The sequence below is a fragment of the Ornithinimicrobium sp. F0845 genome, from assembly GCF_023015765.1.
GTDB lineage: Bacteria > Actinomycetota > Actinomycetes > Actinomycetales > Dermatophilaceae > Ornithinicoccus.
Genome location: NZ_JALKAL010000014.1, coordinates 15,817 through 41,970, shown reverse-complemented (window position 1 = coordinate 41,970; position 26,154 = coordinate 15,817). Strand labels below are relative to the sequence as shown.

The following is a 26,154-nucleotide window of genomic DNA, read 5'->3' as shown; positions in this document are numbered from 1 at the left end:
GTGACCACTCTCGACCGCTCGCCGGGGACAACCCCTGCTGTTGTGGACCGCGGGTGGCGCCAGGTCCTCGGTGACTACGTCGCGCTGACCAAGCCCCGCATCATCGAGCTGCTGCTGGTCACCACCTTCCCGGTGATGTTCCTCGCCGAGGGCGGCATCCCGTCGCTGTGGCTGATGGTCGCCACCCTGGTCGGCGGCACGCTCGCCGCGGCCTCGGCCAACACCCTGAACTGCTATCTCGACCGCGACATCGACGCCCAGATGCACCGCACCGAGAACCGCCCGCTGGTGACGGGCGCGATCACCCCGCGTGCCGCACTGATCTTCGGCACGGTGCTGGGCGTGATCTCGACGCTCTGGCTGGGGCTGCTGGTCAACTGGCTGTCCGCGTGGCTGGGGCTCGGCGCCATCGTGCTCTACGTCGGCTTCTACACGATCCTGCTGAAGCGCCGGACCTCCCAGAACATCGTCTGGGGCGGCGTGGCCGGCTGTATGCCGGTGCTCATCGGATGGTCGGCGGTCACCAACTCCCTGGCCTGGCCGGCGCTGGTGCTGTTCATGGTGATCTTCTTCTGGACGCCGCCGCACTACTGGCCGCTGTCGATGCGCTTCAAGGACGACTACGCGGCCGCCGGGGTGCCGATGCTGCCGGTCGTGGCGCAGGACGTGGCCGTGGCCCGACAGATCGTCGTCTACTCCTGGCTGACCGTCGCGACCTCCCTGGCGCTGATCCCCGTGGCCCCGATGGGCTGGATCTACACCGGCGCAGCGCTGCTCTCCGGCGCCGTGCTCCTGGTGGAGGCGCACCGGCTCCTGGTGAAGGCCAGGGCGGGGGAGACCGGCAGCCGGCTCGGCGCGATGCGGCTGTTCCACTTCTCGATCAGCTATCTGACGCTGCTCTTCCTCGGCGTGGCCGTGGACCCGCTGCTGTTCCTGGCGCTCCCGTTCTGAGGCGGGCCGGCGGCCCCGTCACTCCCCGGGCGCACCAGCCCCAGCTCGTATGCGGCGACCGCCGCCTGGGTGCGGTCGCGCACCCCGAGCTTGCGCAGCACCGCCGCGACGTGCGTCTTGACCGTCCCCTCGCCCACGTGCAGACGGCGCGCGATCTCGGCGTTGGACCGTCCGGCGGCCACCTCCTGGAGGACCCGTGTCTCCCGATCGGTGAGCCGGTCCAGCAGGGGGGAGCGCGGGGTCTGCCGCCGGGCGTGCTCGCGCAGCAGGTGGTCGACGAGTGCGGGCGCGACCGCGGTCTGGCCCAGGGCGGCGGCGCGCACCGCCGACCGGATGTCCTCGGGCGACATGCTCTTGAGCAGGTAGCCACCGGCGCCGGCCCGCACCGCGCTGAGGAGCAGGTCCTCCTCGGCGAAGGTGGTGAGGATCAGACTCCGGGTGCCGGTCAACGACGGGTCGGACGTGATGGCAGCGGCCACCTGGATGCCGTCGAGCCGGGGCATCCGGATGTCGAGCAGGGCCAGGGCGGGTCGGTGCCGGCGGATCGCGGCGAGCGCGGCCACCCCGTCGTTGACCTCCGCCACGACCTCCGTCCCGCCGTCGAACTCCAGCACCTGTCGTATGCCGTGTCGCACCAGAGGCTCGTCGTCGGCCACCACCACCCTGATCGGGACGGGAGCGACGGTGCTCACGTCCACGGGATCCTGGCCTCCAGGAGCCACCCCTCGTCCAGCGGCCCCGACTCCACGGTGCCGCCCATCAGAGCGACGCGCTCCCGCAGTCCCGCCACGCCGCGACCGGAGCGCTGGACGACGACCGGACGCGGCGGCCCGTCGTCCTCGACCCGCACCAGGACGCCGCCGTCGTCGTCCCGGCCGACCCGGACCCGGGCGCGGGGTGAGTCGCTGTGCCGCAGCACGTTCGTCAGACCCTCCTGGGTCACCCGGTAAACGGCGGTTGACATCGAGCTCGGCAGGGGGTCGGGCAGGTCATCGCGCAGCTCCACCGGTAGATCGCTGCCTGCCAGCCGGCCCAGCAGGTCCGGCAGGGCTGCCACGCCGAGCGCTCCGTCGCCGTCGCTCTCGCTGCCGCCCAGCCGGAGCAGCCGGTGCAGATCGTCCAGCGCGCTGCGGGCCGTGCCCTCGATCCCGCCCAGCAGGGCGCGGACCGCGTCGTCGGTGGCACGCTCGCGTGAGCTCCCGGCCTGGACCGTGATGAGGGTCAGGGCGTGCCCCATGGAGTCGTGGAGGTCTCGGGTTATCCGGGCACGCTCGGTGGCGACCGCCTCCCGGGCGGCTCGGTCCGCCATGATCTCCGCAGCGACCCGACGGTCCGCGGCGCGACGCAGCAGGAGCGCGGTCAGCCAACTCCCCGCGATCACCACGACGTTGACCACGGTGTCCGGGAGCGAGGGGGTCTGCGAGGTCACCTCCCGTGCCAGGCCGGCCGCGAGCACGCAGGCCGTGCCGATCGCACCGTCTCGCAGCGAGGCGTGCCAGCCCAGGGAGGCGAGGAGGAAGATCAGGACGAGGAAGGGGGTGGCCACCCCGAGCTCGGGAGGACTGACCGGGAAGGCGAAGCCGAGCGCCGCGACCACCGTCGCGGCAAGTGGCCGCAGCCGGCGCAGGGCCAGCGCCGGGAGCAGGACGAGATTGCTCAGCAACCAGCTGAGCGGGACGCCGTCGGCGCTGGTGAGCACGGCAAGCTCGAGCTGGGCGATGGCCGTCACGAGCGCCCCCAGCAGCAGGTCGCGTCGCCACACGGCCCGGGGCAGGACCGCACGGAGCCGCTTCATAGCGCTGATCGTACTGACGACCCGGCCCGGTGGACCTCTGCCTCGAGACAGAGGGGGAAGGGCCGGTCGGGGGAGGTCTGCGGACCCGGCCGCAGGCATCGTCGAGGCATGACAACCACACTCGACATCCCGCATACTTCCACCCCGGCCCCTCGCCCGCTCCTGGCACGAGGGACCGCAGTCGCTGCTGCCGTGCTCCTCCTCGGTGGAGGCACCGTCGCAATCCTGGCCGGCTCGGAGCAGGTGGGCGACCACACCCAGGGTCTCGGGGCGCTCTCCGAGATCGTCACGGGACTGGCCTTCCTGGCCGCCGCGTTCTGCCTGGTGCTGCAGCGTCCCGTCCGCGGCTGGCGTGCCTGGCTGTGGTCGCTGGCTCCGTTCGGGCTCACCGTGGGTGGGCTCACCATGCTCGCGGTCCCCGTCCTGGGTCAGGAGCCGCCGGGCTGGTTGTTCCTGCTCGGCGTCGTCCCCTCGTTCGTGGGCCTCGTCGCGGCAGGCGTGCTCGGGACGCGGAGACTGTGGCCCTGGTGGACCGGGGTCGCGGTGGCGCTGTTCCTGCCCATCATGTTCGCCCTGCCGTTCAACAGCGTCCCGATGGCGGGCGTCTGGGTGTGCGTGGCCCTGACGGCACGGGCGCGGGGCGTCAGCGCGGCTGCGCGGTGACCTGGGGTTGATCCGTGGCGCTGTCGCCACCCGCCGGTGCCGCCTCCCGGTCCCAGAGGGTCAGCACCCCGGCCGTGACCGTGACGGTCAGGGCGGCCGCGCCCAGCATGTGGGCAAGGACGAGGAGCTCGGGGAGCCCGGTGAGGTACTGCGTGTAGCCGATCGCTCCCTGCGCCAGGGAGATCAGCAGCACCCAGCCCCACCAGTCCCGGGACCGGGCCGCGCCGGACAACAGGCGGGTCGCCACCACCATCGCGACGACCAGCCCCACGAAGAGCATCACCGCGTCGGCGTGGAGCCAGGAGATGGTGCGCGGGTCGAAACCGAAGCGTGCCGGGTGCTCGGCATCGCCGGAGTGGGGGCCGGACCCCGTCACGATCGTGCCCAGCAGCAGGACGGCGACGAGGACCACACCGGTGGCGACCGCGAGCTGACGCACGAGCAGCGGGACGGTCGGGCGTGCGCGCTCGTCGCCCTGGTGGTCCCTCAGGAGCAGTGCGGTGCTCAGGGCCACCAGCGCCATCGAGATCATGAAGTGCCCCATCACCGTGATCGGGTGCAGCCGGGTGAGGACGGTGATCCCGCCGAGCAGTCCCTGGAGCAGGGTGAGTCCGAGCACCGTCCAGGCCAGGGCCATCATCGGGGTGCGGCGCCGGGCCCAGCGGCGCACCGCCCACACCGTCGCCAGCGCTCCGACCCCGACGAGGACGCTGAGCATGCGGTTGCCGTACTCCACGAAAGGGTGGAAGGTCATCGCCTCATGGATCACGGGGGTCAACGAGTCGCCCTCGCAGAGGGGCCAGGTCGGGCAGCCGAGGCCGCTGCCGGTGAGGCGCACCAGGCCACCGGTCACGACGATGAGGATCTGGAGGGTGAGGTTGGCGACGAGGATCCGGCGCAGCCAGGGGGAGGTCACGGGCACCCCCTCATGGTAGGTCGCGGCTCCGCCCGCTCCCGCAGCGCCTTAGTCCGACCAGCGCAGGAGGCGGCCGGCCAGGGCCGAGGCGGCTCCGGCCCACACCAGCAGCACCAGGATCTCCAGCGCCGGGAAGGCACCGTGCACGAGGGCGGCGCGCATGCCGTCCCCGAGGGCTGCGGAGGGCAGCAGGCTGACCACGGTGTCCCAGGGTGCCGGGTAACGGTCCGCGGACACCAGCACCCCGCCCAGCGCGGCCAGCAGGACCCAGAGCAGGTTTGCCACGGCGAGCACCCCCTCGGCCCGCAGCGTGCCGCCGATCAGGGCGGCGAGGGAGGCGAACGCCAGGGTGCCGGCGAGCGTGACGAGCAGGGCCCCGGGGATCCCCGCCGGGTCGGGCCGCCAGCCCAGGACGGCGGCAACCGTGCCCAGGACCACGAACTGCACGGCGACCACCGCGAGGACCGAGAGCGCCTTCGCGGGAAGCAAGCCGCCACGCCCCAGGGGGGTGGTGCCCAGCATCCGGAGGACGCCCCAGCGTCGCTCAAAGCCAAGAAGGATCGCCTGCCCGGTCAGGGCGGTGGAGATCACCGCCAGGGCCAGCACGCCGGCGGTCGCCAGGTCGATCCGCTCGCCCTCGCCGAGGGAGGGGATGTCGGTCAGCGCGAGTCCGAGCAGCGCCATGAGGGGCAGCACGACGCTGACCAGGAGTTGCTCGCCGTGGCTCAGCAGACCCTTTGCCTCGAACACCGCCTGGGCCACGACCCGTCGCGGCGCGGGAGCCGCGCGCCCGGCACCCGGGTGATCTGTCGTCGGTCGGTCGGTGGGGGCTGGGCTGCTCACGCGCTCTCCCTCCCGTCGGTGAGGGAGAAGTATGCCGTCTCGAGGGTCCCGCTGCCCGCCACCTGGGAGCTGGTCCCCTCGGCGACGGTCCGGCCGCGGGCCATGATCACCAGATGGTCGGCGAGTCGCTCGGCCTCCTCGAAGGAGTGCGTGGTCACCACCACCGTGGCCCCGTCCGCGGCGGTCCGGGCGATCAGCTCCCACACCGTGCGGCGCACGTGCGGGTCCAGCCCGGCGGTCGGCTCGTCCAGGAAGAGCACGTCGGGCCGGCCGACGAGGGCTGCAGCGAGCGCCACCCGCTGGCGCTGACCGCCCGAGAGGCGGCGAACGGTCGTCCGGGTGAACTCGTCGATGCCGAGCTCGCGCACGAGGGCGTCGATGTCGGCCGGGGAGGCGTAGAACCTGGCGAGGTGCCGCAGGAGTGCCACGGGCCGCACCGACTGGGGGAGCCCACCGTCCTGCAGCATCACCCCCACACGGGCCCGGTGCTCGGCATCCGCCCGCCAGGGGTTCGTCCCGAGCACCTCCACCGTGCCGGAGTCGGCGTGCTGCAGGCCTTCTGCGATCTCGACGGTGGTCGTCTTGCCCGCACCGTTGGGACCGAGGAGGCAGGTGACCTGCCCTTCGTGCGCGGTCCAGCTCACGCCGTCGAGGGCCTGGACTCTGCCGAAGGCCCGGCGTAGCTCGTGGACGCGGATCACGAGGGCAGAGCCTATGTGACGCGACTGGGGTCGAGGACGGGCGGTGCGGTGTCATCCGTGGAGGTGCGGGCGTACCGATATCGGCCCAAAGATGGATGGGGGTGAGCAGAACCTCCCCAAAGAGGGGCGGCACGGGTACAAAACCTCCCCAAAGATGGGCGGTGGGCGACAAAACCTCCCCGAGAATGGGTGGGGGAATGAGGTTAGGGGGGCCTTCGTTGGACTTGACGTGGATATAGGTCACACTGGCATGGTGTTTATGGCAGACGGCAGCGCTGAGTCCCGGACCCGGGACCGCGTCCGTCGGACCATCGGCGAGCGCGGGCCGATCTCCGCCCGCGACCTGGCCGGCCTGCTCGGGCTCACGCCCGCCGCCGTGCGCCGCCACCTGGACGCCCTCGAGGAGGGCGAGCTGATCGTCGAGCACGAGGCCGTCACCCGCCGTCGCGGTCGCGGTCGCCCCGCCCGCAGCTTCGTGCTCACCGAGCGCGGTCAGGAGCAGATGGCCAACACCTACGACGATGTCGCCACCGCAGCGCTGAAGTTCCTGTCGGAGCGCTCCGGGGAGGCCGCCGTCGAGGAGTTCGCCGAGGAGCAGATCCACGCTCTGGAGGAGCGGCTGCGCACCGCGGTCGACGCCGCGGGCGACGACCTGGTCGCCCGGATCGAAGCACTGTCCGAGGCCCTGTCCGCGGAGGGTTTCGCCGCCTCGACACGCCCGGTGGCCCAGGGCACCGGCCTGGCCGGGATCCAGTTGTGCCAGGGTCATTGCCCGGTGCGCAACGTCGCCACCGAGTTCCGTCAGTTCTGTGACGCCGAGACCGAGGCCATCTCGCGGCTGCTCGGCGTCCACGTGCAGCGCCTGGCCACCCTGGCCGGTGGCGAGCACGTCTGCACCACCTACATCCCCACCGGAGCCCTGAGCGAGGGCCCGGTTGTCGTCGAGTCCCCCGAAGGAAGGTCTATGCGATGAGCACCAACATCGAAGAGCTCAACCCAGGTCTGAAGGACCTGGGCAAGTACGAGTACGGCTGGGCGGACAGCGACGTAGCCGGAGCCTCGGCCAAGCGCGGCCTCAACGAGGACGTCGTCAAGGACATCTCGGCACGCAAGGCCGAGCCCGCCTGGATGACCGAGCAGCGGCTCAAGGCCCTGCGGCTGTTCGACAAGAAGCCGATGCCGACGTGGGGCAGCGACCTCTCGGACATCGACTTCGACAACATCAAGTACTTCGTCCGGTCCACCGAGAAGCAGGCCACCAGCTGGGAGGACCTGCCCGAGGACATCAAGAACACCTACGACCGGCTGGGCATCCCGGAGGCCGAGAAGCAGCGCCTGGTCGCCGGTGTCGCGGCACAGTACGAGTCCGAGGTCGTCTACCACCAGATCCGTGAGGACCTGGAGGAGCAGGGCGTCCTCTTCCTGGACACCGACACCGCGCTCCGTGAGCACGAGGACCTGTTCCGTGAGTACTTCGGCTCGGTCATCCCCTCGGGTGACAACAAGTTCTCCGCGCTGAACACCTCGGTCTGGTCCGGCGGCTCCTTCGTCTACGTCCCGCCGGGCGTCCACGTGGAGATCCCGCTGCAGGCTTACTTCCGGATCAACACCGAGAACATGGGCCAGTTCGAGCGGACCCTGATCATCGCCGACGAGGGCTCTTCCGTGCACTACGTCGAGGGCTGCACCGCCCCGATCTACAACACCGACAGCCTGCACAGCGCGGTCGTCGAGATCATCGTCAAGAAGAACGCCCGGGTGCGCTACACCACGATCCAGAACTGGTCGAACAACGTCTACAACCTGGTCACCAAGCGCGCGACGTGCGCCGAGGGCGCGACCATGGAGTGGATCGACGGCAACATCGGCTCCAAGGTCACCATGAAGTATCCGGCGGTCTTCCTGCTGGGCGAGCACGCCAAGGGTGAGACCCTGTCGGTCGCCTTCGCCGGGGAGGGCCAGCACCAGGACGCCGGCTCCAAGATGGTGCACGCCGCGCCGAACACCTCCTCGACCATCGTCTCCAAGTCGGTGGCCCGCGGTGGTGGGCGCACGTCATACCGCGGCCTGGTCCAGGTGCTCGAGGGCGCCAAGAACAGTCGGTCCAGCGTCGTCTGCGACGCCCTGCTGGTCGACCAGATCTCCCGCTCGGACACCTACCCGTACAACGACATCCGCGAGGACGACGTGCAGATGGCCCACGAGGCCACGGTCTCGAAGGTCTCGGAGAACCAGCTGTTCTACCTGATGTCCCGCGGCCTGAGCGAGACCGAGGCCATGGCGATGATCGTCCGTGGCTTCGTCGAGCCGATCGCCCGCGAGCTGCCCATGGAGTACGCCCTCGAACTCAACCGCCTCATCGAGCTGCAGATGGAAGGAGCCGTCGGCTGATGACCCTGCTCACCGACAAGCCCACGACCCACGTCGACCCCCAGAGCACCGTCGGGGCCGCCCCCGAGGAGTCTCGCGCCGCGCGCCTGACCTCCTTCGAGGTCAGCGACTTCCCGGTGCCCAACGGGCGCGAGGAGGAGTGGCGCTTCACCCCGGTCGACCGCCTGGGCGGGGTCTTCGCCGACGAGGCCGACGACATCCGGGGCGATGACACCAACGGCATCGACCACCCGGCGGACTACGACGTGTCCGGCGTGCTGGACCTGATGGGTCCCTCGCTGGCCCCCGGCCAGGCGCCGCGCGGCACCGTGCTGGTGCCGGGCGACCGCGGCGCGGTCGTCGCGTCGGCCCACACCCCCGAGGCGCTCTACCTCACGCTGGAGGCGGAGAAGGAGTATGCCGAGCCGCTGCGAGTCAACGTCCACGGCAACGGCGCGGGACGCCTGTCCAGCGCGCACTACGTCGTCGAGGCGGGCCACCACAGCAAGGGCCTGCTGATCCTGGACCACACCGGCTCCGCCGACCACCGGGGCAACCTGGAGGTCATCGTCGGGGAGGGCGCCGACCTGACCGTCGTCACCCTGCAGCGATGGGAGGACGACGCGGTCCACCTCGGGCAGCACGATGCCCAGGTCGGCCGCGACGCCACCTACAAGCACATCTCGGTGAGCCTCGGCGGCTCGATCGTGCGGGTCAACTCCAACGTGCGCTACGACGGACCCGGCGGCGACGCCACCCTCCTGGGTGTCTACTTCGCCGACGCCGGCCAGCACCTGGAGCACCGCTCCTTCGTCGACCACAACACCCCGCACACCCAGTCCCTGGTCACCTACAAGGGTGCCCTGCAGGGCGACGGTGCGCACACGGTCTGGGTCGGCGACGTGCTGATCCGCAAGGAGGCCGAGGGGATCGACACCTACGAGCTGAACCGCAACCTGGTGCTCACCGACGGCGCCCGGGCCGACTCCATCCCCAACCTGGAGATCGAGACCGGCGAGATCGCCGGTGCCGGGCACGCCAGCTCCACCGGCCGGTTCGACGACGAGCAGCTCTTCTACCTGATGTCGCGCGGCATCGACGAGACCAACGCCCGCCGCCTGGTGGTGCGTGGCTTCTTCGCCGACATCATCGCCAAGATCGGTGTGCCCGAGGTCGTCGACACCCTCATGGCGGCCATCGAGGAGGAGCTCGCGACCGACATGGCGGCGACTGCATGACCGAGTCCCTCCGGACCGGCGACCTGGGACAGCAGTCCTTCGTCCGGGTCTGCACGCTGGCCGACCTGCCCGAGGTGGGCGCGGTCCAGGCCAGCTTCGACGGACGCCTGGTCGCCGTCGCCCGCGACTCCAGCGGCCGGGTGCACGCGTTCGACGACACGTGCACCCACGCCAACGTCTCCCTCTCCGAGGGCGACGTGGAGGGCCACACCGTCGAGTGCTGGCTGCACGGCTCGCGCTTCGACATGACCACCGGGGAGCCGACCGGCCTGCCCGCCACCCAGCCCATCGCCATACACACCGTGAAGATCGAGGGCGAGGACGTCCTCGTCGCCCTCAGCGACTGACCACCAAGCCTTCGAGGAGAAACAGATGACCACTCTTGAGATCCGTGACCTGCACGTCACCGTGGAGACCGACACCGAGGAGAAGGTGATCCTGCGCGGGGTCGACCTGACCATCAACTCGGGGGAGACCCACGCCATCATGGGACCCAACGGCTCCGGCAAGTCGACCCTGGCCTACGCCGTCGCGGGCCACCCGAAGTACACCGTCACCAGCGGCACCATCACCCTCGACGGTGAGGACGTGCTGGCGATGGGTGTCGACGAGCGCGCCCAGGCCGGCCTGTTCCTGGCCATGCAGTACCCCGTCGAGGTCCCCGGTGTGACCGTGTCCAACTTCCTGCGCACCGCCAAGACCTCCATCGACGGCGAGGCCCCCAAGCTGCGCACCTGGGTCAAGGACATGAAGGGCGCCATGGAGGCCCTTCGCATGGACGCCTCCTTCGCCGAGCGCAACGTCAACGAGGGCTTCTCCGGTGGTGAGAAGAAGCGCCACGAGATCCTGCAGATGGAGCTGCTCCAGCCCAAGATCGCGGTGCTGGACGAGACCGACTCCGGCCTGGACGTCGACGCGCTCAAGGTCGTCGCCGAGGGCGTCAACCGCGTCAAGGAGAACACCGGCCTCGGGGTCATGCTGATCACGCACTACACGCGGATCCTGCGCTACATCAACCCCGACCACGTGCACGTCTTCGTCAACGGCCGCGTCGCCGAGTCCGGTGGCCCGGAGCTGGCGGACCGGCTGGAGAACGAGGGCTACGACCGCTACCTGCAGGCTGCCGCGGTCTGATGCCCGCGTTCACGGAGAAGGAGCTGGCCCGGATCCGGGCGGACTTCCCCGTGCTCGCGCGCACCGTGCGTGACGGACGCCCGCTGGTCTACCTGGACAGCGGCGCGACCGCCCAGAAGCCGTGGTGCGTCCTGGAGGCCGAGCAGGAGTACTACTCCACCCGCAACGCCGCCGTGCACCGTGGCGCGCACCAGCTCGCCGAGGAGGCCACCGAGGCCTTCGAGGCAGCGCGCGCCACGGTGGCCCGGTTCATCGGGGCCCGGCCCGACGAGGTCGTCTTCACCAAGAACGGGACCGAGGCGATCAACCTCGTCGCCTACGCGATGAGCAACGCGGGCGCCCCGGGGGCGATCGACGGGGCCGACCCGGAGGTGGCTGCCCGGCTGCAGCTCGGGCCCGGCAACGAGATCGTCGTCACCGAGATGGAGCACCACGCTAACCTCGTGCCCTGGCAGGAGCTGGCGCGACGCACCGGAGCCACCCTGCGGTGGATCGGAGTCACCGACGACGGCTACCTGGAGGACCCGGCAACCGTGGTGGGGGAGCGGACCAAGGTGCTCGCCTTCACCCAGGTCTCCAACGTCCTGGGCACGCTCAACGACCTCGCTCCGCTGGTCGCGGCGGCGAGGGCCGTCGGCGCGCTCACCCTGGTCGACGCCTGCCAGTCGGTGCCGCACCTGCCGGTCGACGTGCAGGCCCTGGGGGTAGATTTCCTGGCGTTCACCGGCCACAAGGTGCTCGGCCCCTCCGGGATCGGCGTCCTCTGGGGTCGTCCCGAGCTGCTGGCCGCGATGCCGCCGTTCATCACCGGCGGCTCGATGATCGAGCTGGTCCACATGGATCGCTCGACCTACGCCCCGCCGCCCCAGCGTTTCGAGGCCGGTGTGCCGATGGCCGCCCAGGCCGTCGGGCTCGCGACGGCGGTGGAGTACCTCACCGAGACCGGGATGGACCGGGTCCATCAGCACGACACCGAGCTCACGGCATACTGTCTGGAGCAGTTGGCGGAGCGGCCGTGGGTGCGGGTCCTCGGGCCCACCGACCCGGCCCGGCGCGTCGGAGCCGTCGCCTTCACCGTCGAGGGGATCCACCCGCACGACGTGGGGCAGGTCCTGGACGACCGGGGCATCGCCGTGCGCACCGGGCACCACTGCGCCTGGCCGCTGCACCGTCGGCTGGGCGTGCCGGCCAGCACCCGCGCGAGCTTCTCGGTCTACACCACCCGCGGCGACATCGATGCCTTCATCGAGGCGCTGGACACGGTGCCCGGCGTCTTCGGACTGAGTGCCTGAGGAGGACGGATGGACCTGTACGGCGAGCTGATCCTCGACCACGCCAAGCACCCGCAGCACGTCGGGCTGCGCGAACCTTTCGGCGCCGAGGTGCACCACGTCAACCCGACCTGCGGCGACGAGGTGACGCTGCGGGTGCAGGTCGCCGACGGCGTCATCCACGACGTGTCCTACGACGCGCAGGGGTGCTCCATCTCGATCGCGGCGACCTCGGTGCTGGCCGAGGAGACGATCGGCCACCCGGTCGATGAGGCCCTGGAGACCTTCCTGGCGATGCGCCGCATGCTGACCAGCAAGGGCGCCGACGCGGGCGACCCCGAGGAGATCGGCGACGGCGTCGCCTTCGCCGGCGTGTCCCGCTATCCGTCCCGCGTCAAGTGCGCGCTGCTGGGCTGGACCGCCTTCACCGACGCCCTGGCCCGGACCGGTGAGGACATCTCCGTGGTGTCCGAGACCGCTCCCAGCCGACCGTGAGACCCTGAGACCACCACCGAGGAGGACCCGATGAGCACGACCACCACACCGCCCAACGTCGCGGACGTCGAGGAGGCCCTGCACGACGTCGTCGACCCCGAGCTGGGGATCAACGTCGTGGACCTGGGCCTGATCTACGGCCTGACCGTGGACGCCCAGTCGCACGCGGTCATCGACATGACCCTGACCAGCGCCGCCTGCCCGCTGACCGATGTCATCGAGGAGCAGGTCGCCACGGTCCTGGAAGGCCTGGTGTCCAGCCACCGCATCAACTGGGTCTGGATGCCGCCGTGGGGCCCGGACAAGATCACCCCGGAGGGCCGCGAGCAGCTGCGCGCCCTCGGCTTCAACGTCTGAGCCGGTGAGCACCGGCCCCGCGCGGGTGGTCGAGATCGACCCGACCCGCCTGGACCGGTGGATCGACGGCTTCACACAGCGGCACGGCGTGCCGGAGCGGTCCCCCGGGGCCGACCCGGGGGCCGTGCCGCTGGTGCTGTCCGCTCCCGATGGTGCTGTCGCCGAGGTGCTGGCTTGGGCCCCGGGTGTGGTCGACCTGCCGGCTCGCCTCGGTCTGGTGCTGGTCCGCAGGGGTGGGTATGCCGTGGGGCTGGCTGAGGGGGACCGGCTCACCGACCACCACTGCGGGACCCGCTATGCCCAGTCCCGTACGGCGGCGGGCGGATGGTCCCAGCAACGGTTCGCCCGCCGCCGCGGCAACCAGGCCGACGCGCTGGTCCAGCGGGTCGCACAGCAGGCCGCGGACCGGTTGCTGGAGCCGCGTGGGCCGGTCGTGGACGGGCTCGTCGTCGGTGGCGACAAGGCCCTGGTGCGCCAGGTGCTGGACGATCCGCTGCTGGCGCGCGTGGGAGAGCTCCCGCGCCGGGAGTTCTACGACATCCCGGATCCCCGGCTGAAGGTCCTGCAGGACACGCTGCGCCGTGGGAGGGCCACCCGCATCGGCATCGCTGAGCCGCCCTGAGCCACCTGGACGGTGCCTCGACCCGGCAACTGCACGGTGCCCCGCCTAGAAGAAAGAGCAGGAGTGCGGCGGCGCCTATCCCAGGTCAGCGGCGGCGAAGGTGTTGCACTGGTTGGGATCGCCGGTCTGGTAGCCGGTCATGAACCAGTGCTGGCGCTGGGCAGACGAGCCGTGCGTCCAGCTCTCCGGGGTGACCCGGCCCTGCATGGTCTCCTGGATGCGGTCGTCGCCCACGGCCTCGGCCGCGCTGAGCGCCGACTGGATCTGCTCCCGCGTGATGGGCTCGAGGATTGCCGCGTCCTCCTGACCGAGGCGGGTGCCGTCGGCGTGGGCGACCCACACGCCGGCGTAGCAGTCGGCCTGGAGCTCGACGCGGACGGCGCCGGACTCGGGGCCCTGCGGGTCCTGCTGGGCTCGGCCCAGGACGCCGTTGAGGTTCTGGACGTGGTGGCCGTACTCGTGGCCCACGACATACATCTGGGCCAGGGAGCCGCCGTCGGCGCCCATCTGGTCGAGCTGGTCGAAGAAGCTCACGTCGATGTAGACCTGCTCATCCAGCGGGCAGTAGAACGGGCCGACCTGGCTGTTGGCCGTGCCGCAGCCGGTGTTGACCACGCCGGAGAAGATGACGGTCTTGGCGGGCTGGTACTGCGACCACGCCGAGGACCAGAACTGCTGGACGCTGTTGACCGTGCCGACGACGAGGCAGTCGCGGTACTCGTTGGCGTCGGCCCCTGTCTTGCAGTGGGAGAAGTCGCCCGAGGCGCCCTCCTCGCCGGTGCCTTCGACCTCGGTCCCGCTGAAGTTCCAGGAGGTCTCCGGCTCGGCCACACCGCTGGTGCCACCGAGGTTGCCCCCGAAGAGCATGTAGAGAACGAGCAGGATGATGCCGCCGATCCCGCCGCCGACGGCCATGCCCCCGCCGCCGGAGCGGCCGCGCCCGCCACCACCACTACGGACCTGGCTGGTGTCCAGCCGGGCGTTCTCCTTGAAGGTCATGCCCCAACTCCACTCGTCTCGTGTCTCGGCACAACGCGCCTCAGGCGTAGACTAGTCACTTCCCGCCCACCAGGCACGACAAACCGCCCAAATCTGTCCATGAGGAGCTCCGCACGTGATCACAGCCTCGGGCGTCGAGCTCCGCGCGGGATCCCGGCTCCTGATGGACGACGTGACCTTCCAGGTCGCGCCGGGGGACCGGGTGGGCCTGGTGGGTCGCAACGGGGCCGGCAAGACGACTCTCACCAAGGTCCTGGCCGGGGAGGCCGACCCGGCCGCGGGCACCATCACCCGGCGCGGTGACGTCGGCTACCTGCCGCAGGACCCGCGCACCGGCGACCTGCACGTCCTGGGCCGCGACCGGATCCTGTCCGCCCGCGGTCTGGACTCGGTGATCCGCAACCTCCGCGCGGCCGAGGCCGGGATGGCCAGCGAGGACGAGGCCGTCCGGACCAAGGCGATGGCCCGCTATGCGCGGCTCGACGCCGAGTTCGAGTCCCGGGGTGGCTACGCCGCCGAGTCCGAGGCCGCCTCGATCGCCTCCAGCCTCGGGCTGCCGACCCGGGTCCTGGAGCAGGAGCTGGCGACCCTCTCCGGTGGTCAGCGCCGCCGCATCGAACTGGCGCGGATCCTGTTCAGCGGCGCGTCCACGCTGCTGCTCGACGAACCCACCAACCACCTGGACGCCGACTCGATCGTCTGGCTCCGGGACTACCTCAAGACCTACCCGGGCGGTCTGCTGGTCATCTCCCACGACGTGGAGCTGGTCGAGCAGGTCGTCAACCGGGTGTTCCACCTGGACGCCAACCGGGCGGAGATCGACCAGTACAACATGGGCTGGAAGACCTATCTCCTGCAGCGCGAGACCGACGAGCGGCGCCGCAAGCGCGAGCGGGTCAACGCCGAGAAGAAGGCCTCGGCACTGCTCGCCCAGGCCGACAAGATGCGCGCCAAGGCGACCAAGGCCGTCGCGGCGCAGAACATGGCGCGGCGCGCTGAGCGGCTGCTCGCCGGCATCGAGGGGGAGCGGGTCGTCGACCGGGTGGCCAAGCTCCGTTTCCCCACCCCCGCCCCGTGCGGACGCACCCCGCTGTCCGCGAGCGGCCTGTCGCGCTCCTACGGCTCCCTCGAGGTCTTCACCGACGTCGACCTGAACATCGACCGCGGTTCCCGGGTCGTGGTCCTCGGGCTCAACGGTGCGGGCAAGACCACCCTGCTGCGCATCCTGGCCGGCCTCGACGAGCCGGACACGGGCCAGGTGGAGCCGGGTCATGGTCTGCGCCTCGGCTACTACGCCCAGGAGCACGAGACGCTCGACGTCGACCGGTCGGTGCTGGCCAACATGAGGTCCGCCGCCCCGCAGCTCGACGACACCGAGACCCGCAAGGTCCTGGGGTCCTTCCTCTTCTCCGGCGACGACGTCGACAAGCCCGCGGGCGTGCTGTCCGGCGGTGAGAAGACCCGGCTGGCCCTGGCCATGCTCGTCGTCTCCGCCGCCAACGTGCTCCTGCTCGACGAGCCCACCAACAACCTGGACCCGGCCTCCCGGGAGGAGGTCCTCTCCGCACTCCGGACCTACGAGGGCGCGGTCGTCCTGGTCAGCCACGACGAGGGTGCGGTCGCCGCGCTCGAGCCGGAGCGGGTCCTGCTGCTGCCCGACGGGGTGGAGGACATGTGGAACCAGGACTACCAGGACCTCATCGCCCTGGCATGAGCAGGGGAGCGCGACCGTGACGATGGGTCCGGGACACGGGCCCGGAGCCACTGTCCGTGGTTTCTCGCGCGACCGGTCCGTCCGGGACCACCGTCTCCGCGAGGGCACCGGTCGGCGGGTGCTCGGCTACGGCCGCCCGTTCCGCTCGGACATCAGCCTCTTCCTGGTGCTGACCGTGGTGGTCGCCGCCCTGGGCGTGGCGACACCGCTACTCCTGGGCCGGATCATCGACCATGGCGTCATCCCGCGCGACCGTGGCACCGTCATCACCCTCGGCGTGGTCGTCGCCGCGCTGGCCGTCATTGAGGCCGGGCTCACGGTCGTCACCCGCTACTACGGCTCGCGCATCGGCGAGGGTCTGATCCTCAACCTGCGCACCGAGGTCTTCTCGCACGTCCTGCGCCAGCCGATCGCCTTCTTCACCCGCGCCCAGACCGGCGCCCTGGTCAACCGGCTGAACACCGACGTGATCGGTGCCCAGACCGCGTTCACCAGCATCCTGTCCGGCCTGGTCAGCAACGTGGTGTCCCTCGCGCTGATCCTCGGTGCCCTGCTGACCATGTCGTGGCTGATCACCCTCCTGGCCCTGCTGCTCCTGCCGATCTTCCTGGTCCCGGCCCACCGGATGGGCCAGCGGCTCTCGGCGCTGACCCGGCAGCAGATGACGCTGAACGCCGAGCTGGCCACCCGGATGACCGAGCGGTTCAACGTGGCCGGTGCCCTGCTCGTGCGCCTGTTCGGTCGGCCTGTTCAGGAGGAGCGGGAGTATGCCGAGCGCGCCCGGGGGGTGCGCGACGCCGGGGTCCGGATCTCGGTCAACCGGGTGATCTTCATGGCCGGCCTCGGCCTGGTCGCCGCCCTCGCCACGGCCCTGGTGTATGGCCTGGGTGGCCTGATGGCGGTCGCCGGGGACCTCTCGGTGGGCACCCTCGTCGCGATGGCGGCACTGCTCGGCCGGATGTACGGCCCGCTGACGGCCCTGTCCAACGTGCGCGTCGACATCATGACGGCGCTGGTCTCCTTCGAGCGGATCTTCGAGGTGCTCGACCTCGAGCCGCTGGTGCAGGAGGCGCCGGACGCCGTCGATCTGCCGGAGGGTCCGGTGGACATCGAGCTGGACGATGTGTCCTTCGCCTACCCGGGTGCCGCGGAGGTTTCCATCGCGTCCCTGGAGAGCCGACCGGACCTCGACGCCACGGACAGCGGACCGGTGCTGCGGGACCTGCAGGTGCACATCGGGGCCGGGCAGCTGGTGGCCCTGGTCGGCCCCAGCGGTGCCGGCAAGACCACGCTGACCTCGCTGGTCTCCCGGCTCTACGACCCCTCCGAGGGCACCGTCCGGATCGGCGGCACCGACCTGCGGACAGCCACCCTGGCGAGCCTGTCCCGCACGGTGGGCGTGGTCACCCAGGAGGCCCACATGTTCAACGACACGATCAGGGCCAATCTGCGCTACGGCGCACCCGAGGCCACGCAGGACCAGCTCGAGCAGGCGCTGCGCGCGGCTCAGGTCTGGTCACTGGTGGAGCGTCTCCCGGACGGGCTGGACACCGTCGTCGGCGACCGCGGCCACCGGCTGTCGGGCGGCGAGAAGCAGCGGCTGGCCATCGCCCGGCTGCTCCTGAAGGCGCCCGCCGTCGTCCTGCTGGACGAGGCCACTGCTCACCTGGACAGCGAGTCCGAGGCCGCGGTGCAGCGGGCGCTGGACGAGGCCCTCACCGGTCGGACGTCCCTGGTGATCGCGCACCGGCTGAGCACCGTCCACGGCGCGGACCTGATCCTGGTGATGGACCGCGGCCGCATCGTGCAGCGGGGGACGCACGAGGAGCTGATGGCCGAGGGGGGCCTCTACCGGACCCTGCACGACACGCAGTTCCGGGACACACCGTTCCGCACCGGCTGACTCCCGCGTGAGCCGAGCGGCTGCTCCTGCCTCAGCCGGACAGCACGTCGCCGAGGAAGTCGTCCACGGCGCGCTCCCAGGCGGTCGGTTGCTCGAGGTTCGGGTAGTGACCCGCGTTGGGGATGCGCACCACTCCGCGCCCGTCCCGGACGGCGCTGACGGCGCGCTCGGTCATCTCGTGGTGGTCGGTGAAGTCCAGCTCGCCGACGATGCCGAGCACCGGGACGGTGATCTCATCCAGCCGCTCCCAGGACTTCGCGACGGCCTCGGGTGGGACCACGCCGGGACGGATGTGGGTGCGGACGAACTCCTGGTGGAGATCCGACAGGAGCTCGCCCACGGCGGCATCGACGTCGGACAGGTCTCGCTCTGGGCCCGCGGCCCAGGCCAGGGTGGCCTCCAGCCAGGCTGCGACGTCCTGCCGTGCGACGGCCTGCTCCGCCCGGTGCAGCAGCTCAAGAGCCTCGGGCGAGGTGAAGGTGGGCTCGCTGGTGCCGGCACCGCTGAGCACCAGGGCGCGCACAGCGTCGGGGTGCTCCAGTGCGGTGTCGACGGCTGCTCCGGCTCCCATGCTCGTGCCGATGAGCACGGCCGGGCCGAGGTCGAGGTGGCGCACGAGGGCGGCGACATCGTCGCAGTGGCGGAACGGCGCCATCGCCGTGGAGGACTGCCCGTGGGTGCGGGCGTCAGGGGCCACGGTCGTGGTGCGCCGGGCCAGGTGCTCCAGCTCCCGCGCGTACATCCGGTGGTCGACATAGCCGGCGTGCAGCAGCACGACCGGGGGCGTCCCGGAGCCCTCGAGCGCGTAGGCAAGCTGCCCTCCGTTCACCTCGAGGTGATGCAGAGTCTGCTGGGTTGTGCTCATCGCGTGCTCCTTTCAGCGGGGTCGGTCGAGGTCGTGGGTGTCTGGGGGTGGGTGAGGCCCTCGAGGGAGAGGATGAGGTGGTCGAGGACGCGGACGGCCGCGGCGACGTCGACCGGGTCCAGTCCGCTCGCCACCACGTCCAGGCGGGCCAGCTCGTCCGCGCGCACCGTGTCGAACAGGTCGTTGCCCGCCGGTGTGAGGACGACCAGGTGGGACCGGCGGTGCGCGGGGTTCGGCACGGTCTCGACGAGGCCGAGGTCCCTGCCGCGGTCCACCAGGGCCTGCACACCCTGCCGGGTGACATAGAGGCTGCGGGCGATGGCCGGCACGGTCTGCGGTCCGTGGGCGTGGACCCGCTCGAGGACGGCGCGTAGCGGGACCGTCAGGGCGGTGTCGGCCAACCCGGCTTCCACCGCTCGTGCAGCGAGTTCGTGGACGGGTCGGACTCGCTGCAGCACGGCATACAGCTGGGCTCCCGAAGAAGCCGCCGACCTGCGCGACGACGATCGTGACATGACAAGGAGACTGTCATAATGACAAGGGACTTGTCAATCTACGCCGGGGGTGCGGCCACCGCGCTCGGGCGTGCCGGGCGCCGCGGGCGCCATCACTCAGCTGTTCTTGACCACCAGGACCGGCACGGGGGAGTCCAGCACCAGGCGCTGGACCGTGCGACCCATGAAGAACTTCCCGATCTCTGTGCGCCGGCGGGACCCGACCACCACCAGGTCGACATCGTGCGCGGCGATGAGCTGCAGCAGCGCGGACGCCACGTCACGGGCGGAGGTCGTCGAGACCACCCGCCAGTCCGGGGCCTCCCCGGGCTGCTCGTCGATGACCGTCTGCACCTCCTGCTCGACGGCGCGCACCTCACTCTCGGAGGCGGGGAGGCCGGGCGTGCCCACCGTGCCGGTCTCCTCGACGTGGAGCACCACCAGCGAGGTCTGGTGGGTGCGGGCCCAGTCGAGGGCAGCCACCACGGCCGTGCGGGCCTCGGGCAGTGCGCTGTGAGCCACGGCAATGGGCATGGTCAGCTCCTCGTGTCGGGACGGGCCAGGCTGGACGCCGGCAGGCACAGAGCGTAGTCCGTGCGCACGACTCCGGCCCAGTGGGTCGCCCCTCGTCTCAGATCGTCCTGGTCTGCCCACCGTCCACGGTGACCACGCTGCCGGTCATGTAGGAGGCGATCGGTGAGGTGACGAAGGCGGCGACGGCACCAAACTCCTCGGGCTGCCCGAGGCGGCCCAGGGGGACGATGGCTGCGTGCGCGGCGCGCCGTCCTGCCGGGTCGCCGGTGGCCTCGTCCAGCGCGCGCACCCGGTCGGTGTCGAAGCGGCCCGGCAGCAGGCAGTTGACCCGGTGCCCGTCGGGGCCGTACTCGTCGGCCATCGTCTTGGCCGCCATCGCCAGGCCCGGGCGGAGCCCGTTGGAGATCGCGAACTCCGGCAACGGTGAGCGCACCGACGTCGACAGCACGAAGGTCACGGCGATCGGCCGGTCCGCGTCCTCCAGCAGGGCACGCGCGACGCGCAGCGGGCCGAGGTGGACCTGCTCGAAGGCGGCCCGCCACTCCTGGTCGGTCCGCTCGCGGAAGCGGCCGGCGGGCGGGCCACCCACGCTGAGGACGGCGCCGTCCACGGTGTCCAGCTCCTCCCGGGCCCTGACGCGGATCGACTCGGCGGCGTCCGGGTCGGCCAGATCCGCGGCCAGGAAGTATGCCGTGCCCGCCCCGAGCCCGGTCAGCTCGCCCGCGGTGCGGGCACCCTGGTCCGGATCCCGACCGACCACCAGCACGTCGGCCCCGTCCCGGACGAGGCACTCCGCGGTGGCCCGGCCCAGACCGCGCGACCCTCCGGTGACGACGTAGCCACGGCCTGCCAGTCCACAATCCATGGGCTCATGCTCGCACCCGCCCTCACGACCGAGCGGGTCGTGGGTCTATCGGTGCGCTATAGCGGCCCTCAGGGTCACCGCGAGATCCCCGGCGCTACCCGTCCTCCTCGTCCCAGATGCGCACCTTCTGGGGGCGGGCCGCCCGGGGCGCGGCGCCACCGGGCTGCCCCTCACGCCACTCCCGCCGCGCCATGACCAGGACGAGGATGAGCCCGACCGGCGAGGTCAACCACCACTGCAGGGAGTAGGCGAAGTGCGACCCCAGCGCCGTGCGCGGGGCGGCCAGCGGCGTCGGGCGAGGGATCTCACGTCCCGGCTCCCCGGCATATTGCTCCGTCTCCAGGACCAGGTAGGCACCGAGCACCGGCCGCTCCCACTGCTCTGCGGCACCGGCCAGGTTGATCGAGGCCAGCTGCCCGTCGGGCAGGTCGCGGCCCAGATCCTGCTCGCCGGGACGCAGCCAGCCGGTCACCTCGACCTGGCCCTCGGGGGCGGGCGGCACCTCGGGCAGCGTGCTGGCGTCCTCGGCGTTGGCGACCCACCCCCGGTTGACGGCCAGCGTGCCCCCGGGGGTCTCCAGGGGGACGAGCACCTCGTAGCCGAACGTGCCCTCGTGGGGACGGTTGCGCACGAAGAGCTGGTCCTGCGGGACATAGGCGCCGGAGGTCGTGACACGGATCCACTCGTCGGCAGGTGAGAAAGGGTCGGTGGTGACCTCGGCGAGGGGGACCGGGTCGGCGCCGTAGTGCGCCTCGACCCGGTCGCGCGCGGCCACCTTGTCCTGGTGCCGGGAGAACTGCCAGTTGCCGAGCAGGACCGCCACGACGGCAAAGACGAGGGCGAGCGCCAGGGCGGTGAGCCAACGGCGGGTCAGGAGTGTGCGCAGCAACGCTCAACCGTCCCGCTCGCCGAGCTCGTCGACGGGGAGGACCTCGATCAGGAAGCCGCGCAGTGACACGAAGCTGCTCAGGTGCTCGCGGTGATCGTCGCAGGCCAGCCACACCTTGCGGCGCTCCGGGGTGTGCAGCTTGGGGTTGTTCCAGACGATGGCGTAGGCCGCTTCCGCGCGGCAGGCACGGGCGCTACAGGTGAGCATCGGGTCCGTCCGGCCGGGGTGGGGAGTCGTCGCGGTGGGCATCGTCCACCGGGGCGTCGTCGTCCGGCAGTATGTCGTGGGGCGGGCCCTCGGGGGACGCGGGGAGGGCGCGGGCCGGGGAGACGGGCACACCCCCACCGGTGGTCCGGTTGTCGACGGCGTTGGCGATGGTCACCGCGATCTGGGGCAGGAAGGTCGCCGCGGCCGCGAGGATCACCCCGACGACGATCCAGCCGCTGACCAGCGCCCAGACGGCCAGGGGGAAGGACACCGTGCGGACGGCCATCGCGATCAGGTAGGTGCGCATGCGCTGCTCCCGGTCCTCCTTCGGGGACCGCCGAGCCGTGGTCACCCCCTGGGCGACCTTGTTCCTACGCACCCTTCCACGATACGTCGCGGACGGGTCCGGTCGTGCGGCACGTGGGCAGGCACTAGCGTGACCCCTGTGACCGAGACCCAGCAGACCGACTCCCCGACGGCCCCGCCGCCCAGCGTCCTGGTGACGGGGGGCAACCGCGGCATCGGCCTGGCCATCGCCAGGTCGTTCGCCGAGGCGGGCGCCGAGGTGATCATCACCCACCGCAGCGGGACGCCGCCGGAGGGGCTGCGCGGCGTGATCTGCGACGTGACCGACTCCGACAGCGTGGACCGGGCGTTCACCGAGGCCGAGGAGCTGCTGGGCCGACCGGTCGAGGTGCTGGTAGCCAACGCCGGCATCACCAAGGACACCCTGCTGATGCGGATGAGCGACGACGACTTCGCGTCCGTCGTCGAGACCAACCTCACCGGGGCCTTCCGCTGCGCCCGACGGGCCACCAAGGGCATGATGCGGATGCGCAAGGGTCGCATCATCCTGATCTCCTCCGTCGTGGGGCTCTATGGCTCCCCGGGGCAGACCAACTACGCGGCGTCCAAGTCGGCCCTGGTCGGCCTGGCTCGCTCCATCACCCGCGAGCTCGGTGGCCGAGGCATCACCGCCAACGTGGTCGCGCCGGGCTTCATCGAGACCGAGATGACGGCGGAGCTCTCGCAGGACCTGCAGAAGCAGTATCTGGCGGGCATCCCGGCCGGACGGTTCGCCACCCCGGCGGAGGTCGCCGGCGTCGTCCGTTTCCTGGCCGGACCCGACGCGGGCTACATCAGCGGCGCGGTGATCCCGGTGGACGGCGGACTCGGCATGGGCCACTGAGGTGGTCACGACCGGCCCGGCGGGACGCTAGTCTGCTCCCCATGCTGCTCGACGGTAAGAAGCTCCTCATCACTGGGGTCCTCATGGACTCCTCCATCGCGTTCCACGTCGCCCGCCTTGCTCAGGAGCAGGGCGCCGAGGTGGTGCTCACCTCCTTCGGCCGGACCTTCCGGATCACCCAGTCCATCGCCAAGAGGCTGCCGGTCACCCCGGAGGTGGTCGAGCTGGACGTGTCCAACCAGGAGCACCTGGACACCCTTGCCGAGCGGCTGACGGAGCACACCGACCACCTGGACGGCGTGCTGCACTCGATCGGGTTCGCCCCCGCCGGTGCGTTCGACTTCCTCAACGCCACGTGGGAGGACGTCGCGACGGCACTGCAGGTCTCGGCATACTCCCTGAAGTCCCTGGCCGTCGCGGCCCTGCCGCTGATGCGTGAGGGCAGCAGCGTCGTCGGGCTCACCCTGGACGCCCAGCAGGCCTGGCCGGTGTATGACTGGATGGGAGTCGCCAAGGCGGCGTTCGAGTCGACCAACCGCTACCTCGCCCGGGACCTCGGGCCCAAGGGGATCCGCTCCAACCTGGTGTCCGCGGGCCCCATCGCCACGACCGCCGCCCGGTCCATCCCGATGTTCGAGCAGTTCGAGAAGTGGGGCGAGCGCTCGCCGCTGGGCTGGGACCTCAAGGACGCCGAGCCCGCGGCCAGGGCGTGTGTCGCCCTGATGTCCGACTGGTTCCCCGCGACCACCGGAGAGATCGTCCACGTGGACGGCGGGTTCCACGCGATGGGCTTCTGAGCACGATGACCGACGCGACCACGGTCCAGGTGACCGAGGTGCGCCTGCTCGAGGGGCCGAATCTGTACTTCGCGCGCCCTGCCGTCAAGGTGAGCCTCTCCCTGCCCGGCTTCCAGGCGCTCAACGCCCAGGCGGCGACGGCGATCGCCGACGTGGTGGGGCTCCGTCGGGCCGTCCCTGGAGCACCGCACACCGAGCAGCGACAGCGCTTCCTGAGCCGGCTGGCCGGCACCGTCCTGCGGCGGATCGCCGACGCGGTGCCGAGCCGGGTTGGCGCCCGGGTGCGGGTCGGCACCGACCTGGACTCTGTCATCGTCGCCTTCCCGTGGCGCCACCGCGGGCGGGCCGTGACGCTGGGCGAGGCGCTCGGCCCCACCCTGGCCGGGCTGCTGGCGGGCGAGGACGCGGACGACCTGCTGGCTCACGGTGCGGAGCAGGTGCGGTCGGCCGACGACGCCTCTCGTCCCGCCCAGCTCCGACCCCGGATCCCGGTAGCCTCGATCACCGGCACCAACGGCAAGACCTCGACCACCCGGCTGCTGGCGCACATGGGCATGACCGCCGGGCTGCGCTGCGGCTGGAGCTCGACCGAGGGCGTCTTCATCCAGGGTGACCTCAAGGTCGCCGGTGACTACTCCGGACCGTCCGGGGCCCGCAACGTCCTGGAGGACCGGTCGGTCGAGCTGGGGCTGCTCGAGACGGCGCGTGGCGGTCTGCTGCTCAAGGGCATGGGGGTCTCCCACAACGACGTCAGCATCGTCACCAATGTCACCGCGGACCACCTGGGCCTGCACGGCATCGACACCGTCGACCAGCTGGCCGAGGTCAAGTCCATCATCACCAGGGTCACCCGCAAGGACGGCTGGGTCGTGCTCAACGGCGACGACCCGCGGGTGCGCGCCATGGCCGCGCAGGCCAGTGGACGGCTCTGGATGTTCAGCCTCGACCCGGACTCCCCGGCCCTGCGGGAGACCGTCGAGCGGGGCGGCCGTGGCATGACGGTCCTGGAGGGCGACATCGTCATCCTGCGCCGCGGCGCCGACCCGGACCGGCTGATCCGGATCCTGGACGTGCCGATGACCCTGTCCGGTCTCTCGGAGCACAACATCGCCAACGCGCTGGCGGCGACGGCCGGCGGGCTCGGCCTGGGGCTGCCGCGGGAGGCGGTGATCGAGGGGCTGCGCACCTTCGCGCCCGACTTGGAGCACAACCCCGGCCGGATGAACGTGTGGACCGTCCCCCTGCCCGCCGGGGGCAGCGCGACGATGATCATCGACCTGGCGCACAACGAGGCCGGCCTGGAGGCCCTGCTCAACGTGGCCGAGGGTCTGCGTCCGCCGGGGGACCGGGTGCACCTCGGGCTCGGTGGCGTCGGCGATCGGACCGATGACATCCTCATCGGGCTGGGCGAGATCGCCGGGCGGCGCGCGGACCGCGTGCATATCGTCCACAAGGGGCACTACCTGCGCGGACGCACCATGGAGAACCTCGAGGCCCAGTTCGTGCAGGGGCTGGCCAACGTGGGGGCCGTCTCGTCCGGGTCCTCCGAGGACGAGGTCGCCGGACTGGAGACCCTGCTCGACCACATGGCCGACGGCGACGTCGGTGCCCTCATGGTGCACCGCGACCGGCCCGGGGTGGTCGACTGGCTGACCAGTCATGGCGCGCACCAGGACTCGGCCCGGCAGATCCGGCGCAAGGTCAAGGCCGCGCGCGGTGAGCACGAGCTCGAGGCGGTGCTCGGCGCGATCCAGGACCAGCCGCCCGCCGAGCGGGTCGAGGCGGCGCGCAACCTGCTCGAGCAGGCGCCCGAGGACCCGCGCCTGGTGTTCGAGCTCGCGGCGGCGCTCGAGGCCGCAGGGCAGACCACCCAGGCCGTCAGTCGCTATCGCGAGGCGCTCAACGCCAGGTTGCGTGAGCCGCACCGGTTCCGGGCGCAGGTCGCGATGGCCACGGCGCTGCGGGACCTGGGACGGTCGGCGGAGGCGGAGACCGTGCTGAGCGAGGTGGCGGTCCAGCGCAGTGACAGTGCGGCCGTCGTCGCCCTCCTGGCGCTCCTCGACGTCGACGCCGGACGTGCCGACCATGGGGTGGCACGCCTCATCGACTACCTGATGACGCATGCGACGGGCACCGACGACACCCCTCAGCGCGAGGCGTTGCTCGCTCTGGCGGAGCAGCTGCGCCCCACGGCAGCGCAGGCCTGAGGTCCCGGGCCCCACGACAACTGAGCAAGGCTCCGCGCCCCACGGCAGCCGAGGCCTGACGACCGCCCGGCCTACGGCATACTGCCGGCGGCGGGTCGATGAACGCCCGCCGCGGGCGCACCTGCCCAGCCCGGA

At 71.3% G+C, this 26,154-nt stretch carries 29 protein-coding genes; 16 read left to right on the top strand and 13 right to left on the bottom strand.

The features are described from left to right. Positions 1-42: 42 nt before the first annotated feature. Positions 43-951: a heme o synthase gene (locus MWU75_RS16680; protein ID WP_247093131.1), complete on the top strand. Its 909-nt coding sequence runs from the start codon at positions 43-45 to the stop codon at positions 949-951. On the opposite strand, the gene MWU75_RS20395 is transcribed toward MWU75_RS16680, so the two are convergent. Both MWU75_RS20395 and MWU75_RS16670 read right to left on the bottom strand, forming a co-directional pair. Further along, on the bottom strand, positions 885-1,643 hold the full coding sequence (locus tag MWU75_RS20395; protein WP_247093034.1) for a response regulator transcription factor: 759 nt from the start codon (positions 1,641-1,643) through the stop codon (positions 885-887). The genes MWU75_RS16680 and MWU75_RS20395 overlap by 67 nt on opposite strands. After that, complete coding sequence (locus tag MWU75_RS16670) at positions 1,640-2,746, bottom strand: histidine kinase (RefSeq protein ID WP_247093032.1); 1,107 nt, start codon at positions 2,744-2,746, stop codon at positions 1,640-1,642. The genes MWU75_RS20395 and MWU75_RS16670 overlap by 4 nt, the downstream gene beginning before the upstream one ends. Positions 2,747-2,854: 108 nt before the next feature. On the opposite strand from MWU75_RS16670, the gene MWU75_RS16665 reads away from it, so the two are divergent. Beyond that, complete coding sequence (locus MWU75_RS16665; protein ID WP_247093029.1) at positions 2,855-3,409, top strand: hypothetical protein; 555 nt, start codon at positions 2,855-2,857, stop codon at positions 3,407-3,409. Here MWU75_RS16665 and MWU75_RS16660 read toward each other — a convergent pair. The 3 genes from MWU75_RS16660 to MWU75_RS16650 are packed head-to-tail and all read right to left on the bottom strand — an operon-like array spanning position 3,390 to position 5,866. After that, a complete protein-coding gene (locus MWU75_RS16660) occupies positions 3,390-4,331 on the bottom strand; it encodes a COX15/CtaA family protein (RefSeq protein ID WP_247093027.1) in 942 nt (313 codons plus the stop codon). The two genes, MWU75_RS16665 and MWU75_RS16660, sit on opposite strands and share 20 nt — an antisense overlap. Positions 4,332-4,373: 42 nt before the next feature. Further along, on the bottom strand, positions 4,374-5,168 hold the full coding sequence (locus MWU75_RS16655) for an ABC transporter permease (RefSeq protein ID WP_247093025.1): 795 nt from the start codon (positions 5,166-5,168) through the stop codon (positions 4,374-4,376). Then, entirely contained in the window at positions 5,165-5,866 is a 702-nt protein-coding gene (locus MWU75_RS16650) for an ABC transporter ATP-binding protein (protein WP_247093129.1), read from the bottom strand. Before MWU75_RS16650 ends, MWU75_RS16655 begins: the two co-directional genes overlap by 4 nt. A gap of 262 nt (positions 5,867-6,128) precedes the next feature. Here MWU75_RS16650 and MWU75_RS16645 point away from each other — a divergent pair, with 262 nt between their 5' ends. Genes MWU75_RS16645 through MWU75_RS16605 form a run of 9 tightly spaced genes read left to right on the top strand, consistent with a single transcriptional unit; the run spans position 6,129 to position 13,356 of the window. Next, positions 6,129-6,842 (top strand): winged helix-turn-helix transcriptional regulator, encoded by a 714-nt coding sequence (locus MWU75_RS16645; protein WP_247093127.1) that lies wholly within the window; start codon positions 6,129-6,131, stop codon positions 6,840-6,842. Next, positions 6,839-8,260, top strand: a complete 1,422-nt coding sequence (gene sufB, locus MWU75_RS16640; protein ID WP_247093023.1) for a Fe-S cluster assembly protein SufB — start codon at positions 6,839-6,841, stop codon at positions 8,258-8,260. Before MWU75_RS16645 ends, sufB begins: the two co-directional genes overlap by 4 nt. Beyond that, positions 8,260-9,477: a Fe-S cluster assembly protein SufD gene (gene sufD, locus MWU75_RS16635; RefSeq protein WP_247093021.1), complete on the top strand. Its 1,218-nt coding sequence runs from the start codon at positions 8,260-8,262 to the stop codon at positions 9,475-9,477. Before sufB ends, sufD begins: the two co-directional genes overlap by 1 nt. Beyond that, positions 9,474-9,824, top strand: coding sequence for a non-heme iron oxygenase ferredoxin subunit (locus tag MWU75_RS16630; RefSeq protein ID WP_247093019.1), 351 nt, complete (start codon positions 9,474-9,476; stop codon positions 9,822-9,824). The genes sufD and MWU75_RS16630 overlap by 4 nt, the downstream gene beginning before the upstream one ends. Before the next feature lie 25 nt (positions 9,825-9,849). Beyond that, positions 9,850-10,611, top strand: coding sequence for a Fe-S cluster assembly ATPase SufC (gene sufC / locus MWU75_RS16625; RefSeq protein ID WP_247093017.1), 762 nt, complete (start codon positions 9,850-9,852; stop codon positions 10,609-10,611). Beyond that, positions 10,611-11,903, top strand: coding sequence for a SufS family cysteine desulfurase (locus MWU75_RS16620; protein ID WP_247093015.1), 1,293 nt, complete (start codon positions 10,611-10,613; stop codon positions 11,901-11,903). The genes sufC and MWU75_RS16620 overlap by 1 nt, the downstream gene beginning before the upstream one ends. 9 nt (positions 11,904-11,912) lie before the next feature. After that, the gene (sufU, locus tag MWU75_RS16615) at positions 11,913-12,377 is read left to right on the top strand and encodes a Fe-S cluster assembly sulfur transfer protein SufU (RefSeq protein ID WP_247093013.1); all 465 of its coding nucleotides are present in this window, start codon (positions 11,913-11,915) and stop codon (positions 12,375-12,377) included. A gap of 30 nt (positions 12,378-12,407) precedes the next feature. After that, the gene (locus MWU75_RS16610) at positions 12,408-12,734 is read left to right on the top strand and encodes a metal-sulfur cluster assembly factor (protein WP_247093011.1); all 327 of its coding nucleotides are present in this window, start codon (positions 12,408-12,410) and stop codon (positions 12,732-12,734) included. A 4-nt stretch (positions 12,735-12,738) separates the two neighbouring features. Beyond that, positions 12,739-13,356 carry an acVLRF1 family peptidyl-tRNA hydrolase gene (locus tag MWU75_RS16605; protein WP_247093009.1) on the top strand — a complete coding sequence of 206 codons (618 nt, stop codon included), beginning with the start codon at positions 12,739-12,741 and terminating at the stop codon, positions 13,354-13,356. 75 nt (positions 13,357-13,431) lie between these two features. Here the strand turns inward: MWU75_RS16605 and MWU75_RS16600 are convergent, their stop codons facing one another. Continuing rightward, the gene (locus tag MWU75_RS16600) at positions 13,432-14,355 is read right to left on the bottom strand and encodes a neutral zinc metallopeptidase (RefSeq protein ID WP_247093007.1); all 924 of its coding nucleotides are present in this window, start codon (positions 14,353-14,355) and stop codon (positions 13,432-13,434) included. A gap of 115 nt (positions 14,356-14,470) precedes the next feature. Here MWU75_RS16600 and MWU75_RS16595 point away from each other — a divergent pair, with 115 nt between their 5' ends. Both MWU75_RS16595 and MWU75_RS16590 read left to right on the top strand, forming a co-directional pair. Further along, on the top strand, positions 14,471-16,069 hold the full coding sequence (locus tag MWU75_RS16595; RefSeq protein WP_247093005.1) for an ABC-F family ATP-binding cassette domain-containing protein: 1,599 nt from the start codon (positions 14,471-14,473) through the stop codon (positions 16,067-16,069). 22 nt (positions 16,070-16,091) lie between these two features. Further along, on the top strand, positions 16,092-17,972 hold the full coding sequence (locus MWU75_RS16590) for an ABC transporter ATP-binding protein (RefSeq protein WP_247093125.1): 1,881 nt from the start codon (positions 16,092-16,094) through the stop codon (positions 17,970-17,972). A gap of 31 nt (positions 17,973-18,003) precedes the next feature. Here MWU75_RS16590 and MWU75_RS16585 read toward each other — a convergent pair whose 3' ends face one another. The 7 genes from MWU75_RS16585 to MWU75_RS16555 all read right to left on the bottom strand — a co-directional run bounded on the left by MWU75_RS16585 (position 18,004) and on the right by MWU75_RS16555 (position 22,205). Next, on the bottom strand, positions 18,004-18,837 hold the full coding sequence (locus MWU75_RS16585) for an alpha/beta hydrolase (protein WP_247093004.1): 834 nt from the start codon (positions 18,835-18,837) through the stop codon (positions 18,004-18,006). Further along, positions 18,834-19,352 carry a MarR family winged helix-turn-helix transcriptional regulator gene (locus MWU75_RS16580; protein ID WP_247093002.1) on the bottom strand — a complete coding sequence of 173 codons (519 nt, stop codon included), beginning with the start codon at positions 19,350-19,352 and terminating at the stop codon, positions 18,834-18,836. The genes MWU75_RS16585 and MWU75_RS16580 overlap by 4 nt, the downstream gene beginning before the upstream one ends. A gap of 96 nt (positions 19,353-19,448) precedes the next feature. Next, a complete protein-coding gene (locus MWU75_RS16575; RefSeq protein ID WP_247093000.1) occupies positions 19,449-19,865 on the bottom strand; it encodes a universal stress protein in 417 nt (138 codons plus the stop codon). 97 nt (positions 19,866-19,962) lie between these two features. Continuing rightward, a complete protein-coding gene (locus tag MWU75_RS16570; RefSeq protein WP_247092998.1) occupies positions 19,963-20,730 on the bottom strand; it encodes an SDR family oxidoreductase in 768 nt (255 codons plus the stop codon). 94 nt (positions 20,731-20,824) lie between these two features. Beyond that, entirely contained in the window at positions 20,825-21,619 is a 795-nt protein-coding gene (locus tag MWU75_RS16565) for an SURF1 family protein (RefSeq protein WP_247092996.1), read from the bottom strand. Positions 21,620-21,622: 3 nt separating this feature from the next. Further along, positions 21,623-21,826 (bottom strand): hypothetical protein, encoded by a 204-nt coding sequence (locus MWU75_RS16560; protein WP_247092994.1) that lies wholly within the window; start codon positions 21,824-21,826, stop codon positions 21,623-21,625. Next, positions 21,813-22,205, bottom strand: a complete 393-nt coding sequence (locus tag MWU75_RS16555) for a DUF3099 domain-containing protein (RefSeq protein ID WP_247092992.1) — start codon at positions 22,203-22,205, stop codon at positions 21,813-21,815. The genes MWU75_RS16560 and MWU75_RS16555 overlap by 14 nt, the downstream gene beginning before the upstream one ends. Positions 22,206-22,271: 66 nt before the next feature. Between MWU75_RS16555 and MWU75_RS16550 the strand changes: the two genes are divergently transcribed. Genes MWU75_RS16550 through MWU75_RS16540 form a run of 3 tightly spaced genes read left to right on the top strand, consistent with a single transcriptional unit; the run spans position 22,272 to position 26,019 of the window. Continuing rightward, the gene (locus tag MWU75_RS16550) at positions 22,272-23,015 is read left to right on the top strand and encodes a beta-ketoacyl-ACP reductase (protein ID WP_247092990.1); all 744 of its coding nucleotides are present in this window, start codon (positions 22,272-22,274) and stop codon (positions 23,013-23,015) included. Between the two features lie 41 nt (positions 23,016-23,056). Continuing rightward, the gene (gene fabI / locus MWU75_RS16545) at positions 23,057-23,812 is read left to right on the top strand and encodes an enoyl-ACP reductase FabI (RefSeq protein ID WP_247092988.1); all 756 of its coding nucleotides are present in this window, start codon (positions 23,057-23,059) and stop codon (positions 23,810-23,812) included. A 5-nt stretch (positions 23,813-23,817) separates the two neighbouring features. Next, the gene (locus tag MWU75_RS16540; protein WP_247092986.1) at positions 23,818-26,019 is read left to right on the top strand and encodes a tetratricopeptide repeat protein; all 2,202 of its coding nucleotides are present in this window, start codon (positions 23,818-23,820) and stop codon (positions 26,017-26,019) included. The last annotated feature ends 135 nt before the right edge of the window (positions 26,020-26,154 follow it).